The following is a 17,772-nucleotide window of genomic DNA, read 5'->3' on the forward strand; positions in this document are numbered from 1 at the left end:
AGCGCAAGCGGGCTGCCCTTTTTGTTGGGATCGAGAATGGAAACCTCCGGAATCACCTTGAACACGCGCCGCCGCGCGCTGGCCGACACCGTCGAGCTACTGTCCTCGATGCGCTTTGCCATCACCCTGCTGGTGATGATCGCCATCGCTTCCATCATCGGCACGGTGATGAAGCAGGGCGAGCCGATGGGCAATTATGTGAACCAGTTCGGCCCCTTCTGGTTCGAGCTGTTCAACAAACTGAGCCTGTACACGGTCTACTCGGCCTGGTGGTTCCTGCTGATCATGGCCTTCCTGGTCGTCTCGACCAGCCTGTGCATCGTGCGCAATACGCCGAAGATGCTCAAGGACATGCGCTCGTGGCGCGAGAACCTGCGCGAGAACGCCCTGCGCAATTTCCACCACAAGGTCGAATGGACGAGCGCCGCCGGGCGCCAAGAGCTGGCCGTACAGAGCGCGCGCCGGCTCGAGCAGGGCGGCTACCAGGTCAAGCTGGTCGAGAAGGACGCGGCCACCCTGGTCACGGCCAAGCGCGGCGCCGGCAACAAGTTCGGCTATATCTTCGCGCACACGGCCATCGTCGTGATCTGCGTCGGCGGCATGCTCGACTCCGACCTGCCGATCCGCTTCCAGCAATGGTTCTTCGGCAAAACGCCTTTCATGGGCGATGGCCTGATCTCGGCCATTCCGCAGCAGCACCGCCTGAGCGTCAGCAATCCCACCTTCCGCGGCAATACCCAGATCGCCGAAGGCCAGGCCTCGGACGTGGCGATTCTGCAGCAGGCCGATGGGGTGCTGATCCAGGAGCTGCCGATCGCCATCCAGCTGAAGAAATTCGTCGTCGATTTCTATTCGACCGGCATGCCCAAGCTGTTCGCCAGCGAAGTCATCGTCAAGGACAAGGAAACCGGCCGCACCTTCCCCGCCACCATCAAGGTCAATGAACCCCTGATCTACAAGGGCCTGGCCGTCTACCAGTCGAGCTTCGAGGACGGCGGCACGCGCCTGAAGCTGACCGGCTACCCGATGCAGGGGCCGCTCGGCGCGACCCTGCCGATCCAGGGCGAGGTGCACAACAGCAGCCTGCTCAAGCGCGGCGCCGAGGACTACACGATCGAGTTCTCGGGCTTTCGCGCGATCAATGTCGAGAGCATGGGCAATAACGATGCGCGCTCGGTGGCCAAGGGCGAGAGCCTGAGCGAGCAGCTGAACAAGCAGCTCGGCTCGGCCGCGAAGAACGCCGCCGACAAGGACCTGAAGAATGTCGGCCCGAGCGTCCAGTACAAGCTGCGCGACAAGACCGGCCAGGCGCGCGAGTACAACAACTACATGCTGCCGCTGACCCTGGACGGCTATCCGGTCTTCCTGGCCGGCATGCGCACCTCGCCGGCCGACAGCTTCAGCTACCTGCGCATTCCGGCCGACGACAAGAACAGCGTCGACGAATGGATGGCCCTGCGCGTGGCCCTGGCCGATCCGGCCCTGCGCGAACAGGCGGCCGCCCGCTACGCCAGCGGGGCGATGGCCAATGCCAAGGACAAGCCGGCCCTGGTCGACAAGCTCACCCAGTCGAGCCTGAAGGCCCTGAACGTGTTCGCCGCGGGCGGCTATGTGGGCGTGTCGCGCTTCCTCGAGCAATTGCCGAAGGAAGAGCAGGAAAAGGCCGCCGGCGTCTTCATGAAGCTGCTGAACGGCTCGATGTGGGAGCTGTGGCAGGTGGCGCGCCAGCGGGCCGGCCTGGCCGCCGCGCCGCAGGACGAGAAGCATGGCCGCTTCCTGCAGCTGGCCACGAATGCGCTGTCGGATAACTTCTTCTACGGCGCCCCGGTCTACCTGAGCCTGGACAGCTTCGAGGAGGTCAAGGCCTCGGTGCTGCAGATCACGCGCTCGCCGGGCAAGAAGGTGGTCTACCTCGGCTGTCTGCTGCTGACCCTGGGCGTGTTCGCGATGTTCTATATCCGCGAGCGCCGCATCTGGGTCTGGATCAAGGACGGCGAGGCCGGCGCCCAGGCCCTGATGGCCATGAGCACCCAGCGCAAGACCCTCGATTTTGAGAACGAATTCAAGGATTGGGCGGCAAAGTTGCCGCAAAAGGCGTAAGCTACGCCCCGATCCGGAGGAAGACCATGGAATTGTCGAATACGAGCTACACCCCCGCGCCCGGCTACTTCAAGCGCCTCGGCGCCGCCGACTGGGCATTCGGCCTGGGCCTGCTGGCCGCGGCCCTGTTCGCCCTCGGCCGCTTCCACAGCTATATGGACGTGTACGAGCAGGCCATCCTGCTGGCCGCCGCGCCCACCTTTGCCGCCCTCGGCTGGCACTGGAAACCGGTGCGCTGGCTGATGCCGCTGGTGGCCGTGCTGGCCCTGTGCGCGGTCAGCCTGTATGCGCCCGGCCTGGACGCGGCCAACAGCAAATTCTTCCTCAAGTACATGCTGTCGAGCCAGTCCGCCATCTTGTGGATGAGCGCGCTGTTCGCGTTCTCGACCGTGTTCTACTGGCTCGGCTTCATCACCCGCAGCCCCTTCGGCGGCGCGGTCGGCTCCAAGCTGTGCTGGGCCGCGGTCGTGCTCGGCTGGACGGGCATGATGGTGCGCTGGTACGAGTCCTATCTGATGGGCAGCGATGTCGGCCACATTCCGGTGTCGAACCTGTATGAAGTCTTCATCCTGTTCTCGCTGATCACGGCCATGTTCTACCTGTACTACGAAGCGCGCTACGGCACGCGCCAGCTCGGCCCCTTCGTGCTGCTGGTGATCGCCGCCGCGGTCGGCTTCCTGCTGTGGTACACGGTCAGCCGCGACGCCGCCGGCATCCAGCCGCTAGTGCCCGCCCTGCAGAGCTGGTGGATGAAAATCCACGTGCCGGCCAACTTCATCGGCTACGGCACCTTCGCGCTGGCGGCCGGTGTGGCCGGCGCCTACCTGCTCAAGTCGCATGGCATCCTGGCCGACCGCCTGCCCCCGCTCGAGGTGCTCGACGACGTGATGTACAAGTCGATCTCGGTCGGTTTCGCCTTCTTCACCGTGGCCACGATTCTCGGCGCCCTGTGGGCGGCCGAGGCCTGGGGCGGCTACTGGTCGTGGGACCCGAAAGAAACCTGGGCCCTGATCGTCTGGCTCAACTATGCGGCCTGGCTGCACATGCGCCTGATGTCCGGCCTGCGCGGGCGCGCGGCCGCCTGGTGGGCCCTGGTCGGCCTGCTGGTGACGACCTTCGCCTTCCTCGGCGTGAATATGTTCCTGTCCGGCCTGCATTCTTACGGCAAACTTTAAGCCGCCAGCAAGCGCGCACAAATTGGTGTAAGGTTCCCGTTCATTGTGACGACCAAGTCGCATTAGCGGGAGCCACACCATGCGTATCCACCGACGTCCGAACGGCATCGACCTGCCGTTTTCCTCCGAAATCACGCCCCAGGCGGTGTTCGAGCAGCGCCGCCGTTTCATCAAGACCCTGGGCCTGGGCGCCATCGCCGGCACCAGCCTGTGGGAAATGAGCCAGCGCGCGGCCCATGCCCAGAGCGGCGCGCGGCTGGCGGCCAAGCTCAATCCCGGCTATGCCGTGCTGGACAAGCAGACCAGCTTCAAGGACGCGACCTCGTACAACAACTTCTACGAGTTCGGCACCGACAAGAGCGACCCGGCCGAGAATGCCCACACGCTCAAAACGCGGCCCTGGACGGTCGCCATCGAAGGCGAGGTCAAGAAGCCGCAGGTGCTCGACCTCGACGCCCTGCTGAAGCTGGCGCCGCTCGAGGAGCGCGTCTACCGCCTGCGCTGTGTGGAAGGCTGGTCGATGGTGATTCCCTGGATCGGCTATTCGCTGTCCGAGCTGATCAAGAAAGTCGAGCCGAATGGCAATGCCAAGTTTGTGGAATTCCACAGCCTGGCCGATCCCAAGCAGATGCCAGGCGTGCGCAGCGCCGTGCTCGACTGGCCGTACGTCGAAGGCCTGCGCCTGGACGAGGCCATGCACCCGCTCGCCCTGCTGACCCTGGGCATGTACGGCCAGGTGCTGCCCAACCAGAACGGCGCGCCTGTGCGCCTGACCGTGCCCTGGAAGTATGGCTTCAAGTCGGCCAAGTCGATCGTCAAGATCCGCTTCACGCGCGACATGCCGCGCACCTCGTGGTGGCTGGCCAATCCGCGCGAATACGGCTTCTACTCGAATGTGAATCCCGAGGTCGATCACCCGCGCTGGTCGCAGGCGAGCGAGCGCCGCGTCGGCGAGGACGGCTTCTTCGCCAAGAAGCGCAAGACCCTGATGTTCAATGGCTATGCCGAGGTTGCCTCGCTGTACAGCGGGATGGACCTGCGCAAGTACTACTGATGCGGCTGGCGAAAATCGGCGTCTTCGTCGCCAGCCTGCTGCCGCTGGTCTGGTTCGTGTGGCGCATCGCCAGCGGGCAGGTGGTCGAGCCGCTCGAGTATCTGACGCGCGGCACCGGCGACTGGGTGCTGTACTTCCTCGTGCTGACCCTGAGCGTGACGCCGCTGCGCCGTCTGAGCGGCTGGAACGGGCTGATCAAGCTGCGTCGCATGCTCGGCCTGTACGCCTTCTTCTACGCCAGCCTGCACTTCCTGTGTTTCTTCTGGTTCGACCACGGTTTCGATCTGGCCGAGATGTTCAAGGACGTGCTCAAGCGGCCCTTCATCACGGTTGGCTTTGCCGCCTTCGTGCTGCTGCTGCCGCTGGCGGCGACCAGCACCAATGGCATGGTGCGGCGACTGGGCGGCAAGCGCTGGCAGTGGCTGCACCGGACCGTCTACCTGATCCTGCCGCTGGGCGTGCTGCATTACTGGTGGATGAAGGCAGCCAAGCACAATCTGTCGCAGCCGGCCCTGTTCCTGGCCATCACCGTGCTGTTGCTGGGCGTGCGCCTGCTGCGCCGCCCCTTGCCCGGCAGATAAATCGGGGTCAGACCCCATTTATCTGCAGCGCAAGCTTGCCGGCCCGGTTTTTCAGAAGAGAAAAATGGGGTCTGACCCCATTTTTTCTGGGTGGATAAATGGGGTCTGACCCCGATTTTTCTTTAGGGCAGGCGGGACTCGAGGGCGATCAGCTCGGCCACGGTTTCGCGCCGGCGGATCAGATGGGCCTGGTCGCCGTCGACCAGCACTTCGGCCGCGCGCGTGCGCGTGTTGTAGTTGCTGGCCATGGTCATGCCGTAGGCGCCGGCCGTCATCATCGCCAGCAGGTCGCCCTGGTCGAGCGCCAGCGCGCGCTCGCGCGCCAGCCAGTCGCCCGATTCGCATACGGGGCCGACCACGTCGTAGACGGTGGCCACACCGGCACGCGGCACCACCGGCTTGATCTCCATCCAGGCCTGGTACAGGGTCGGACGCTTCATGTCGTTCATCGCGGCGTCGACGATGCAGAAGTTCTTTTCGCTGCCCGGCTTGAGGAATTCCACCTTCATCAGCAGCACGCCGGTATTGCCGACGATTGAGCGGCCCGGTTCGAAAATCAGCTTGATCGGCTTGCCCTGGTGGCGTGCGGCGCGCCAGGCGTCGATGCGCGCGTACAGGCGCTGCACATAGTCGGCCACGGGCACCGGATCGGCTTCGCCCGCCTCGCCATACTGGATGCCGATGCCGCCGCCGATGTCCAGGTGGTGCAGGTGGATGCCTTCGGCGTCGAGCGTGTCGATCAGCTCGATCAGCTTGTCGAGCGCCTCGAGCAGGGGCGCGTCGTCGAGCAGCTGGGAACCGATGTGGCAGTCGATGCCGACCACGTCCAGATGCGACAGGCGCGCCGCCGTGCGGTAGGTGGCCAGCGCATCGTCAAAGGCGACCCCGAATTTATTGGCCTTCAGGCCGGTGGCGATATACGGGTGGGTCTTGGCGTCGACGTTCGGGTTGACGCGCAGCGACACCGGGGCGCGCTTGCCGAGGCGCGCGGCCACGCCATTGAGGCGGTGCAGCTCGGGAATCGATTCGACGTTGAAGCACAGGATGCCGGCCAGCAGGGCCTGCTCCATCTCGGCCTCGGTCTTGCCGACGCCGGAGAAGATCACCTTGCCCGGATCGCCGCCGGCCGCCAGCACGCGCTGCAGCTCGCCGCCGGAGACGATGTCGAAACCGGCGCCGCGGCGCGCCAGCAGGTCGAGAATGGCCAGGTTGGAATTGGCCTTCATCGCATAGCAGACCAGGGCGTCGCGCCCGGCGCAGGGCTGGGCATAGGCGTCGAAATTGGCCAGCAGGGCGGCCTTCGAATACACATACAGCGGCGTGCCGAACTGTTCGGCCAGCTGGGTCAGGGGCAGGGCTTCGACGTGCAGGACGCCATCTTGGTAGTGGAAATGCGACATGGGCTTATTTGGTCTCGGGAACGGAAGCGCTGCTGCTGGCGCTGGCCTTGGCCGGGGGCTTGGGCATGTACAGCGGGCCCGGCTGGCCGCATGCGCTCAGCAGGCCCAAGACCACGGCCACGGTGGCGGTATTGCGGAGGAGGGTGGACTTCACGTTTACAATCATGGGGAAAACGAACTTCAGGAGTGTAGCATGATGACGGAAACTGAATTTTTCACCCTGGCCCAGGCCACCCTCGACCGGATCGAGGCGGCCATGGACAGGCTGAACGATGAGGACCTCGTCGATGTCGAGTGCAGGCGCTCCGGCAATGTCCTCGAGATCGAATTTCTCGACAGCGGCCTGAAAATGGTGGTCAACAGCCAGGCCCCGACCCAGCAGATGTGGCTGGCCGCCAAGACCGGCGGCTACCACTATCAGCGCGCGGGCGAGGCCTGGATCGACACGCGCGACGGCTCCGAGCTGTTCGCCGTGCTGGCGCGCCTGGTCGGCGAACAGGCCGGCCAGCCGGTCAGCCTGTAAGCCTCAGAACAACTCGTTCTTGACGGCGTCCTTGGCCTTCTGGTCGGCCGCCGGCTGCTGGGCATTGCTGGTGTCGAGGTGGGTCACGCCGGTGCCCGGCGGGTTCTCGGCATAGTAGTACTCGTCGCCGACCAGGATCAGGCCTTCGGGCAGGGCGCGCTCTTCGATCGGCAGCTGCTTCAGGGCCTTCTGCATGTAGCCGATCCAGATCGGCAGCGCGAGGCCGCCGCCGGTTTCCTTGTTGCCCAGATTGCGCGGCTGGTCGTAGCCGATCCAGGCCACCCCGACCAGCTTCGGCTGGTAGCCGGCGAACCAGGCGTCCATCGAGTCGTTCGTGGTGCCGGTCTTGCCGGCGATGTCGGGGCGGTTCAGGCTGAGCGCGCGGGTGGCCGTGCCGAAGCGCACTACGTCCTTCATCATCGAATCCATCAGATAGGCATTGCGCTCGTCGATCACGCGGCGCGACTCGTCGCCGGCCTTGTCCGGATTGGCCTGGGACAGCACCTTGCCGCTCGCATCGGTCACCTTGCTGATCAGGTAGGGATTGATCTTGTAGCCGCCGTTGGCGAACACGGCATAGGCGCCGGCCAGCTGCAGCGGCGTGGTACCGCCCGCGCCCAGGGCCAGGGTCAGGTAGGGCGGGTTCTTCTCGGCCTCGAAGCCGAAGCGGGTCGCGTATTCCTGGCCGTACTTGGCGCCGATCTTCTGCAGGATGCGGATCGAGATCATGTTCTTCGACTTGGTCAGGCCCTTGCGCATCGACATCGGCCCTTCGTACTTGCCGTCGTAGTTCTTCGGCTCCCAGGCCTGGCCGCCGGTCTGGCCGGCGTCGAAGGAGATCGGGGCGTCATTGATGACCGTGGCCGGCGACAGGCCACGCTCGAGCGCGGCCGAGTAGATGAAGGGCTTGAAGGACGAGCCCGGCTGGCGCCAGGCCTGGGTCACGTGGTTGAACTTGTTGCGGTTGAAGTCGAAGCCGCCGACCAGGGCCTTGATCGCCCCGTCCTCGGTGCTGGCGGCCACGAACGCCGACTCGATCTCCGGCATCTGGGTCACCAGCCAGTCCTTGCCTTCCTGGGTCACGCGGATCACGGCGCCGCGCCGGATGCGGCGTTTTTCGCCGGCCTTCTCGGACAGGCCGCTGCGGCAGAACTCCAGGCCGGCGCCGCTGATCGTGATTTCCTCGCCCGAGGCCAGCACGGCGACGATCTTCTGGGGCGTGGCCGAGAGCACCACGGCGGCCACGATGTCGTCGCTGTCCGGATGCTCGGCCAGCTCGCTTTCGATCGCTTCCTCGGCTTCTTCCTTCTTCTCGGGCAGCTCGATGAAGCTCTCCGGGCCGCGGTAGCTGTGGCGCTTTTCATAGTCCATCACGCCGCGCCGCAGGGCCAGGTAGGCGGCGTCCTGGTCGGCCTTGGTGATGGTGGTGAACACGTTCAGGCCGCGCGTGTAGGTGTCGTCCTTGAACTGTTCGTAGACGAGCTGGCGCGCCATTTCGGCCACGTATTCGGCATGCACGCCGAACTCGCTGCTGTCGGTCTTGATCTTCAGCTGTTCCTTCTTGGCCGCCTCGAACTGGGCGTCCGTGATGTAGCCGAGGTCATGCATACGCTGCAGGATGTACTGCTGGCGCGTGCGCGCGCGCTTCGGATTGACCACCGGGTTGTAGGCTGACGGGGCCTTCGGCAGGCCGGCCAGCATGGCCGCCTCGGCGATCGTGATGTCCTTCAGGTCCTTGCCGAAATAGATCTGGGCGGCCGAGGAGAAGCCGAAGGCGCGCTGGCCCAGATAGATCTGGTTCATGTACACCTCGAGGATCTGGTCCTTGCTGAGGTTCTGCTCGATCTTCCAGGCCAGCAGCACTTCATAGGCCTTGCGCTTGAAGGTCTGCTCGGACGACAGGAAGAAATTGCGCGCCACCTGCTGGGTGATGGTGGAGGCGCCCTGGCGCGCGCCGCCGGCCGCATTGTGCACGGCCGCGCGCAGGATGCCCATGTAGTCGACCCCGCCGTGCTCGTAGAAGCGGTCGTCCTCGATGGCCAGCACGGCCTTCTTCATCACGTCCGGAATGTCCTTGAAGCGCACCACATTGCGCCGCTCCTCGCCGAACTCGCCGATCAGCACGTTGTCAGCGGTGAACACCCGCAGCGGCATCTTGGGGCGGTAGTCGGTCAGGGTGTCCAGGGCCGGCAGATTCGGGTAGGCCAGGGCCAGGGCGAACACCACGGTCAGCACGGCGGCCAGCAGCAGGCCGCCGAGACTGGCGGCGATGGTCAGGGCCAGTTTGCGCCGCGCCGGGGCGGCGCTGGCGGCGGGAGCGGGCTGGGGAGCGGGGCTGGGGGTGGGCGTGTCGGTCGTCATGGCGGCGATTATAAGCGAGGGCAGGGCGGCGGGCGCGTGCGTCCGGACCGGGCGCGCCGTACGCTCCCGGCGGGTGCGCAAACTGCCCTTCATTTCTCGTTAATTAAACCGTAAAAGTGTGGCAATAATGCTCACTTAAGAAATTTTGAATACGAGAAATACCTTTACACCGCCGGATTGTTATTGCTACGATTTAAAGTAAATTCTTAAGATTGGGGTTCGTGTGATCGATTTGGCCAGCCTGCTGGGACAGAAGAGTCCACCCTTGGTCGGGGTGGATATCAGCACGTCCTGTGTTCGCCTCGTCGAGCTGGCCCCGGCTGGCAAGGGCGAGCTCCGTCTCGAGCGCTATGCCAGCGAAGCCATCCCGCGCGGCGCCGTGGTCGACGGCAACATCGAACAGATGGACATGGTGATCGAAGCCGTCAAGCGCGTCTGGCGCAAGAGCGGCACCAAGGTCAAGCATGTGGCCCTGGGCATGCCGCCCGCCTCGGTCATCACCAAGAAGATCATCCTGCCGGCCGGCCTGTCGGAAGACCAGCTCGAAGTCCAGGTCGAGTCCGAAGCCAGCCAGTACATCCCCTTCGCCCTGGACGAGGTCAGCCTCGACTTCGACGTGATCGGCATGGCGCCCAATTCGCCCGACGACATGGAAGTCATGCTGGCCGCCAGCCGCAAGGAAAAGGTCGAGGACCGCGTCGCCATCGCCGAGGCCTGCGGCCTGAAGGCGGTGGTGATGGACATCGAATCGTATGCGGCGCGCGCCGCGCTCGACCGCGTCACCAACCTGAGCCCGGCCGAACCGGGCCAGGAGCAGATCGTGGCCCTGTTCCAGATCGGCGCCCAGGTCACCCACATCGCCTGCATGCTCAATGGCGAGACGGTCTACGAGCGCGAGCAGCCCTTCGGCGGCAACCAGCTGACCCAGGACATCGTGCGCGCCTATGGCTACAGCTTCGAGGAAGCGGAAACGCGCAAGCGCAGCAATGACCTGCCCGACAACTACCAGGCCGAGCTGCTCCAGCCCTTCCTCGAGAACGCCGCCCTCGAAGTCACGCGCGCGATCCAGTTCTTCTACACGTCCACGCCCTACACGCGCATCGACCAGCTGTTCCTGGCGGGCGGCTGTGCGGCCATGCCGGGCCTGCTCGACATCGTGGCCGACCGCACCAAGATCAACAGCGCCGTGATTTCGCCGTTCAAGGGCATGCAGCTGGCGCCCGGCATGCGCGAGTCGGCCCTGCGCAGCGAGGCGCCCGGCTATCTGGTGGCCTGCGGCCTGGCCCTGCGGAGGTTCGACGAATGATCCGCATTAATCTGCTGCCGCACCGCGAAGAAAAGCGCAAACAGAAGAAGACCGCCTTCTTCGCCCTGCTGACCCTGGCGGGCGTGATCGGCGCCGGCATCGTGCTGGCCGTGGGCGGCTACAACGCCTCGCGCCTGTCGGTGCAGGAGCAGCGCAATGAGGTCATCAAGAAAGCCAATGGCCTGCTCGACAAGAAGATCGCCGAGATCGCCAAGCTGAAAGAGGAAATCGAGGCGCTCAAGGCGCGCCAGCAGGCCGTCGAGGACCTGCAGGGCGACCGCAACCAGCCGGTGCTGCTGCTCGACGAACTGGTCAAGCAGACCCCGGAAGGCGTCTACCTGAAGGGCTTCAAGCAGGAGCAGCAGGCCGTCACCATCAATGGCTATGCGCAGTCGCAGGAGCGGGTGGCCGACTTCCTGCGCAATCTGGCCGGCAATTCGCCCTGGCTCGAACGCCCCGAGCTGGGCGAGGTCAAGGCCGCGAATCTGCCCGGCGCCAAGCCGAACAGCAAGAAAGTCGTGGAATTCACGCTGCGCGTGACCATCAAGCGCCTGCGTGAAAAAGACAGCAGTGCCAGCGCCAAGGCCAAGGCCGGCGCGGCCGCACCGGCAAAGGCAAGCCCATGAAGAAGGTGGACATCGACATCAAGGCTTTGGCCGAACAGGTCCAGTCCCAGTTCCAGGGCCTGGCCGGGCGCCATCCGGGCATGTGGCCGCTGGTGCCGCGCCTGGCCTGCGCGCTCGGGGTCGTGGTCGGCGTCGTCGCGCTCGGCTATTTCGGCTACTGGAGCGGCCAGTTCGAAGAGCAGGAGCAGGGCGCCCAGGTGGAGCTCAAGCTCAAGGAAGAATACAAGACCAAGCTGGCCCAGGCGATCAACCTCGACGCCCTGCGCAAGCAGAAGCTGCTGGTCGACCAGTACGTCGAGCGGCTCGAGAAGCAGCTGCCGTCCAAGGCCGAGATGGCGGCACTGCTGTCGGACATCAACCAGGCCGGGGTCGGGCGCGGCCTGTCCTTCGAATACTTCAAGCCCGGCGGCGTGGTCGTCAAGGACTACTATGCCGAACTGCCGATCGATCTGAAGGTCAGCGGCAGCTACCACGACATCGCGGCCTTCGCCTCGGACATGGCGAATCTGCCGCGTATCGTCACGCTCAATAACATGAACGTGAACGCCACCACCAGCGGCAGCCTGAGCCTGGAAGCCGTGGCCAAGACCTTCCGCTACCTCGATCCCGAGGAAGTGGCCGCGGCCAAGAAGGCCGCCGCCGAGAAGAACAAGAAGGCCGGCGCTGCCAGCGCCCCGCCCGCCGCCGGAGCCAAGAAATGAAGCGCCTCCTCGCCCTCAGCCTGTGCAGCCTGCTGGCCGCCTGCAGCGATAGCGACGTGCAGGAAGTGCGCCAGTGGATGGACGAAACGGCCAAGACCACCAAGACCTCGGTCGCGCCGATCGCGCCGCCGAAGACCTTTGTGCCCTTCAGCTACTCGGGCAAGGAGGCGATCGATCCCTTCAATCCGCAGAAGCTGACGGTGGAACTGGCGCGCGCCGCGGCCAGCTCGAAGAACCCGTTCAAGCCGGACATGGAGCGCAAGAAGGAATTGCTCGAGAGCTTCCCGCTCGACACGATCAAGATGGTCGGCGTGATCCAGAAGGGCGGCCAGATGTCGGCCCTGCTGCAGATCGACAAGTCGATCTTCCAGGTCAGGACCGGCCAGTACATCGGCCAGAATTTCGGCCTCGTCACCGCGGTGAGCGAGACCGCCGTCTCCATCCGCGAAGTGGTGCAGGATGCGGCCGGCGAATGGGTGGAGCGCCAGTCCAAGCTGGAGCTGCAAGAAAGCAAGGAGACCAAGAAATGAGCGCAATCTTCCCCGCCGTCTGGCGCGCCCTGCTGACGCTGGCGCTGCTGTGCCTGGCCGGCCAGGCCGCGGCCCAAGAGAACGCCATCGAATCGATCACCGCCAACCAGCAAGGGGCGAATGTGATCGTGAAGATTGCGATGAAAGAGGCGCCGGCCAAACTGCCGCTTGGCTTCACCATCACCAACCCGGCCCGCATCGCCCTCGATTTTCCCGCCACCAGCAATGCCACCGGCAAGAACACGCTCGACCTCAACCTGGGCGAACTGCGCTCGGTGAACCTGGTGCAGGCCGGTGAGCGCTCGCGCCTGGTGTTCAATCTGAAGCGCGCCCTCAATTACGCCGCTGTAATCGACGGCAAGGCCGTGATCGTCACCATCGACGGTTCCGGCGGCGTGGCCACGGCCGTCAATGGCGAAGGCCTGCCGGCCGCGCCGAAAGAGGCCGCGCCGGCGCCCGTGCGCCAGCAGCTGCGCGACATGGACTTCAAGAAAGGCCCGAACGGCGAAGGCCGCGTCGTGGTCGATCTGCCCAATAGCCAGGTGGCCGTCGATGTGCGCCAGGTCGGCCAGAATGTGATCGTCGACTTCATCGGCACCGGCATTCCCGAAACCCTGCGCCGCCGCCTCGACGTGACCGACTTCGGCACGCCGGTGGCCATGATCACCACCGTGCCCCAGGGCGAGAACACGCGCATGACGATCGAGGCTCGCGGCCTGTGGGAGCAGAGCGTCTACCAGAGCGATACCCAGCTCGTGGTCGATGTGCGGCCGATCAAGGAAGACCCGAACAAGCTGACCCAGGGCACCCAGGGCTACCGCGGCGAGCGCATCAGCTTCAATTTCCAGAACATCGAAGTGCGCTCGGCCCTGCAGGCCATCGCCGACATTTCGGGTCTGAACATCATCACCAGCGATTCGGTGTCGGGCAATCTGACCCTGCGTCTGAAGGAAGTGCCGTGGGACCAGGCGCTCGACGTGGTGCTGCAGGCCAAGGGCCTCGATATGCGCAAGAACGGCTCGGTGCTGTGGATCGCGCCCAAGGATGAACTGCTGACCAAGGAAAAGCTCGAGCTCGAACAGCGCGCCCAGATCGCCGACCTCGAACCGCTGCGCTCGGAAGTGTTCCAGCTCAATTACCAGAAAGTCGAAGCCTTCAAGAGCGTGTTCGGCCTGAACGACGCCGGCGGCGGTGGCGGCGGCGACAACAAGAACCGCGTGCTGTCCAAGCGCGGCTCGGCCATCATCGACCCGCGCACCAACCAGATTTTCGTCACCGACATCGCGTCCAAGATCGAGGACATCCGCAAGCTGATCCTCAAAACCGACATCGCCACCAAGCAGGTGCTGATCGAGGCGCGCATCGTCGAGGCCCAGGACAGCTTCAACCGCAATCTCGGCGCCAAGCTCGGCTTTGCCGACCTGCGCGGCGTGCGCGGCGGCGACGTCGGCTACCAGGTCAATGGCAATACGCGCGTGGCTGTGGCCGGCAATATCAGCGGGGTCGGCACGATCACCGGCCAGGCCGCTTCGAGTTCCGGCTCGGGCGGCAGCAGCAGTGGCGGCAGCAGCGGCAGCAGCGGCACGATCGGCAATTTCGCCGATACCCAGTTCGTCAATCTGCCGGCCGCCGGCATCAATGGCAGCGCCGCCGCCACCCTGGCCACCAGCCTGTTCTCGGCCGCGGCCAACCGCTTCCTCAATCTCGAGCTGTCGGCCCTCGAGGCCGATGGCAAGGGCAAGATCATCTCCAGCCCGCGCGTGGTGGTGGCCGACAAGGTGGCCGCCGTCATCGAACAGGGCGTGGAACTGCCCTACCAGCAGGCCACCAGCAGCGGCGCCACCTCGGTCACGTTCAAGAAGGCCAATCTGCGCCTCGAGGTCACGCCCCAGATCACGCCGGACGGCAATATCGTGCTCGAAGTCGACGTCAATAACGACGCCAAGGGCGAGGCCACCGGCAACGGCAATTTCGCCATCAACACCAAGCACGTGAAGTCGACCGTGATGGTCGAGAACGGCGGCACGGTGGTGATGGGCGGTATCTATCAGCAGTCCGAACAGAACACCGAAACCAAGGTCCCGCTGCTGGGCGACCTGCCGGTGCTCGGCTATCTGTTCAAGTCGCAAGGCAAGTCCACCGCGAAGAGCGAGCTCTTGGTCTTTATCACGCCGAAGATCGTCCAGGACCGCCTGGCCGCGCACTAAAAAAAGAATCACAGCAAAAGGTAAGACGATATGAACACCACACACCTGATCCGATCCCTGATGGCATGGCTGCTCATGCTCAGCCTGGCAGCTTGCGGTGGCGGCGGCGGCTCGCCCGGCACCACCGGCGGCAGCATCAGCAATGGCTCCAAGGTCGCCAGCGTGGTGCTGGTCGCATCGTCTGCCAGCATGGTCAACAGCGGGGCCGACGGCACCGAAGTGACGCTGACGGCCATCGTCAAGGACGCCAATAACAATGTGCTCGCGGGCGAGACGGTCGACTTCAAGTCCGACTCCGGCTCGATCTCGAACACGACGCGCAAGACCGGCACCGACGGCAGCGTGACGGAAAAACTGTCGACCAAGGGCGACCCCAGCCTGCGCACGATCACCATCACCGCCAATGTCGGCGCGATCACCTCGCCGGCAGTCAAGGTGCAGGTGGTGGCCGCGCCGCCGCCGGTCAATCCGGTTGCCTCGGTGACCCTGGTGGCGAGCGCCCCGTACATCCTGAACACCGGCGCCGACGGCACCGAAGTGACGCTGACGGCCATCGTCAAGGATGCGAACAACAATGTGCTGTCGGGCCAGACCGTGGATTTCGCGGCCAGCTCGGGCACGATCAGCAATACCAACCGCAAGTCCGGCGTCGACGGCAGCGTGACCGAGAAACTGTCGGTCAAGGGCGACGCTTCGCTGCGCACGATTAATGTGACGGCCAGCGTCGGCAATGTGAAGTCGGCTGCGGTGCCGGTCCAGGTGGTGTCTGCGCTGCCGAGCAAGGTGGCCAGCGTGGTGCTGCTGACCTCGAGCGACACCATGCCGAACACCGGCGACGCCGGCACCGAAGTGACGGTGACGGCCATCGTCAAGGATGCGAGCAATAATGTGCTGGCCAACCAGGCGGTCGACTTCAAGGTCTCGTCCGGCACGCTGAGCGCCGGCACCCGCCTGACCGACGCCAACGGCATCGTCACCGAGAAGCTGTCGACCAAGGGCGACACCAGCCTGCGCACGATCAGCATCAGCGCCAGCGCCGGCGGCGTCAGCTCGCAGGCGCGCTATGTGAACGTGATCTCGCCGACCGTGTCGGCCCCGACCGTGCTGCTGGCCACCTCCAGCCCCAGCCTGCAGGCCGGCGGGCGCAGCGTGACTGTGACCGTGCTGGTCAAGGACAGCGCCAATAATGTGGTGCCGGGCGCCAACGTCAACCTGAGCGCCAGCTCGGGCGAACTGGTGTTCACCAACCGTACGACCGACGCCAGCGGCGCCGTGACGGCCACCCTGACCACCCAGGACCCGAGCCCGCGCGCGATCACGCTGACGGCCAGCAGCGGCTTGTCGCCGGTGGTCACGCGGGTGGTCAACGTGGTCCAGGTGGCCCCGAGCATCCTGCTGACTTCGAGCAGCAATATCCTGAAATCGGCCGGCGCCGCCGGCACCGAAGTGATCCTGCAGGCCCTGGTGAAAGACGCCTCGAACGCCGTCGTGCCGGGCGCCACCGTGACCTTCACGGCCGATTCGGGCGCGCTGTCGGCCACCACGGCCACCACCGACGCCAAGGGCATCGCCACCGTCACCCTCGGCACCGGTTCCGATCCGACCAACCGCAGCATCAATGTGACGGCCGCCGTGAACGGCGCCCCGACCGCGACTGGCGTGGTCACCGTGACCGGCACCAGCCTGACGGTGAATGCCCCGACCACGGTCAATGTCGGCAATGTCGCTGACATCACCGTGACCCTGACCGATTCCAACAATGTGCCGCTGGCCAACCGCAGCGTCAGCTGGCGTTCGGTCCTCAACCCGCTCAACAGCGGCACCAGCGGCAGCGCCAGCACCAATGCCCAGGGTGTCGTCAGCCTGCAGTACAAGGCCAATAGCGGCACCTCGGACAGCATCGTGTTCACCGCCCTGGGCGCCAGCTATACGAGCAGCCTGAGCATTAATGCCTCGAACTTCACGGTCCAGGTCGGCAGCAGCAAGTCGGGCAATATCAGCACCTGCTACCCGATCGCCGTCCACAACGATGTCGGCGGCGTGCCCCAGACCGGCAGCGTGAACGTGGTCAGCTCGCGCGGCACCGTGTATGCCGACCTGACCTGTACGACCCCGCTGACGGTGTCGCTGCCCCTGGCGGGCGGCAATGCCTTCGCCTACGTCAAGGCCACCAGCCCGGGCGTGAGCACGGTCTCGGCGATCGACAGCAGCACCGGCTCGACGGTCCAGACCCAGTTTGAATTCGTCGCCCCGCTGACGGCCTCGGCCTCGATCAGCGTGCAGCCCGATCCGGCCGTGATCGGCACCAATGATCCGGGCCGCACCGACCAGCAGGTCCAGCTGCGCGCCGTCGTGCTCGACAAGCCGAACCAGGGCAATGTGGTCAAGGGCGCGCGCGTCAGCTTCACCGTGCTGTCCGACCCGAGCGGCGGCTACCTCGTGCAGCCGTCTTCGACCCTGACCGGCGCCGACGGTTCGGCCACGGTCAGCTATGTGGCCGGCGGCACCGCCACCGCCAGCGATGGCGTGAAGATCCAGGCCCAGATCCTCGATCCGCTGACCTCGGCCTCCTCGGTCGCCACCCTGACCGTGGGCAAGCGTTCGCTGTTCATCACGGCCGGTACCGGCGCCGCCGTGCAGACCCCGTCCAACACCACCTACCAGCTCGACTACGCGGTGCTGGTCACCGACGCCGCCGGCAACCCGGTCTCGGGCGTGACCCTGACCGCGGCCGCCTGGCCGCGCGCCTACCGCAAGGGCAGCCTGACCTTCTACGCGGCCAGCGGCGGCGGCGGCTTCTGGGACTACGCGACCCTGGTGATGGACCCCGTGACCGGCAAGAACGTGCCGACCTATAACGCCGCCTGCGCCAACGAGGACAGCAACCGCGACGGCGTGCTCGGCCCGGGCGAAGACATCAACGGCAATGGCGTGCTCGACCCGGGCATTCCGGTGACGATCACCCCGAGCGCGAAGACCGACGCCAACGGCCAGGCCACGATCTCGATGATCTATCCGCGCGATCGGGCCAAGTGGGTCGAGGTAGAATTCACCATTCGCGGCAGTGTTGCCGGAACGGAATCGCGCTATCTGGGCAGCATCGTGCTGCCGGGGCTGGCGGCCGACTACACCTCGTCGACCCTGACCCCGCCGGGCGTCATCAGCCCCTATGGCACGTCCTCGCTTTGTACGGATGCTAAGTAATGCC

At 65.3% G+C, this 17,772-nt stretch carries 14 protein-coding genes; 11 read left to right on the top strand and 3 right to left on the bottom strand.

Going from position 1 to position 17,772, the window contains the following annotated elements; translation table 11 throughout:
- Positions 1-36: 36 nt before the first annotated feature.
- The 4 genes from LZ005_RS11185 to LZ005_RS11200 all read left to right on the top strand — a co-directional run bounded on the left by LZ005_RS11185 (position 37) and on the right by LZ005_RS11200 (position 4,910).
- Complete coding sequence (locus LZ005_RS11185) at positions 37-2,100, top strand: cytochrome c biogenesis protein ResB (protein ID WP_237808135.1); 2,064 nt, start codon at positions 37-39, stop codon at positions 2,098-2,100.
- 26 nt (positions 2,101-2,126) lie between these two features.
- Positions 2,127-3,275 carry a c-type cytochrome biogenesis protein CcsB gene (ccsB, locus tag LZ005_RS11190; protein WP_237808137.1) on the top strand — a complete coding sequence of 383 codons (1,149 nt, stop codon included), beginning with the start codon at positions 2,127-2,129 and terminating at the stop codon, positions 3,273-3,275.
- Between the two features lie 79 nt (positions 3,276-3,354).
- Positions 3,355-4,329: a protein-methionine-sulfoxide reductase catalytic subunit MsrP gene (msrP, locus tag LZ005_RS11195; RefSeq protein ID WP_237808140.1), complete on the top strand. Its 975-nt coding sequence runs from the start codon at positions 3,355-3,357 to the stop codon at positions 4,327-4,329.
- Complete coding sequence (locus LZ005_RS11200) at positions 4,329-4,910, top strand: sulfite oxidase heme-binding subunit YedZ (protein WP_237808143.1); 582 nt, start codon at positions 4,329-4,331, stop codon at positions 4,908-4,910. The genes msrP and LZ005_RS11200 overlap by 1 nt, the downstream gene beginning before the upstream one ends.
- Positions 4,911-5,032: 122 nt before the next feature.
- Here the strand turns inward: LZ005_RS11200 and lysA are convergent, their stop codons facing one another.
- Together lysA and LZ005_RS11210 are read right to left on the bottom strand one after the other, a co-directional pair.
- Complete coding sequence (gene lysA, locus LZ005_RS11205) at positions 5,033-6,310, bottom strand: diaminopimelate decarboxylase (RefSeq protein WP_237808146.1); 1,278 nt, start codon at positions 6,308-6,310, stop codon at positions 5,033-5,035.
- A 4-nt stretch (positions 6,311-6,314) separates the two neighbouring features.
- Positions 6,315-6,464 carry a lipoprotein gene (locus tag LZ005_RS11210; protein ID WP_237808148.1) on the bottom strand — a complete coding sequence of 50 codons (150 nt, stop codon included), beginning with the start codon at positions 6,462-6,464 and terminating at the stop codon, positions 6,315-6,317.
- Between the two features lie 42 nt (positions 6,465-6,506).
- On the opposite strand from LZ005_RS11210, the gene cyaY reads away from it, so the two are divergent.
- Complete coding sequence (cyaY, locus tag LZ005_RS11215) at positions 6,507-6,833, top strand: iron donor protein CyaY (protein ID WP_237808314.1); 327 nt, start codon at positions 6,507-6,509, stop codon at positions 6,831-6,833.
- 3 nt (positions 6,834-6,836) lie between these two features.
- Here the strand turns inward: cyaY and LZ005_RS11220 are convergent, their stop codons facing one another.
- Positions 6,837-9,194, bottom strand: coding sequence for a penicillin-binding protein 1A (locus LZ005_RS11220; protein ID WP_237808315.1), 2,358 nt, complete (start codon positions 9,192-9,194; stop codon positions 6,837-6,839).
- Between the two features lie 223 nt (positions 9,195-9,417).
- Here LZ005_RS11220 and LZ005_RS11225 point away from each other — a divergent pair, with 223 nt between their 5' ends.
- Genes LZ005_RS11225 through LZ005_RS11250 form a run of 6 tightly spaced genes read left to right on the top strand, consistent with a single transcriptional unit; the run spans position 9,418 to position 17,768 of the window.
- Positions 9,418-10,500, top strand: a complete 1,083-nt coding sequence (locus tag LZ005_RS11225) for a pilus assembly protein PilM (RefSeq protein WP_237808151.1) — start codon at positions 9,418-9,420, stop codon at positions 10,498-10,500.
- Complete coding sequence (locus LZ005_RS11230) at positions 10,497-11,126, top strand: PilN domain-containing protein (RefSeq protein WP_237808153.1); 630 nt, start codon at positions 10,497-10,499, stop codon at positions 11,124-11,126. Before LZ005_RS11225 ends, LZ005_RS11230 begins: the two co-directional genes overlap by 4 nt.
- Positions 11,123-11,827 carry a type 4a pilus biogenesis protein PilO gene (locus tag LZ005_RS11235; RefSeq protein WP_237808154.1) on the top strand — a complete coding sequence of 235 codons (705 nt, stop codon included), beginning with the start codon at positions 11,123-11,125 and terminating at the stop codon, positions 11,825-11,827. The genes LZ005_RS11230 and LZ005_RS11235 overlap by 4 nt, the downstream gene beginning before the upstream one ends.
- Positions 11,824-12,357, top strand: a complete 534-nt coding sequence (locus LZ005_RS11240; protein ID WP_237808156.1) for a pilus assembly protein PilP — start codon at positions 11,824-11,826, stop codon at positions 12,355-12,357. Before LZ005_RS11235 ends, LZ005_RS11240 begins: the two co-directional genes overlap by 4 nt.
- A complete protein-coding gene (gene pilQ / locus LZ005_RS11245) occupies positions 12,354-14,564 on the top strand; it encodes a type IV pilus secretin PilQ (protein WP_237808157.1) in 2,211 nt (736 codons plus the stop codon). Before LZ005_RS11240 ends, pilQ begins: the two co-directional genes overlap by 4 nt.
- 60 nt (positions 14,565-14,624) lie before the next feature.
- Positions 14,625-17,768 (top strand): Ig-like domain-containing protein, encoded by a 3,144-nt coding sequence (locus LZ005_RS11250; protein WP_237808158.1) that lies wholly within the window; start codon positions 14,625-14,627, stop codon positions 17,766-17,768.
- Positions 17,769-17,772: the final 4 nt, after the last annotated feature.

This window comes from Massilia sp. TS11, assembly GCF_022012445.1.
Classification (GTDB): Bacteria; Pseudomonadota; Gammaproteobacteria; order Burkholderiales; family Burkholderiaceae_D; genus Telluria.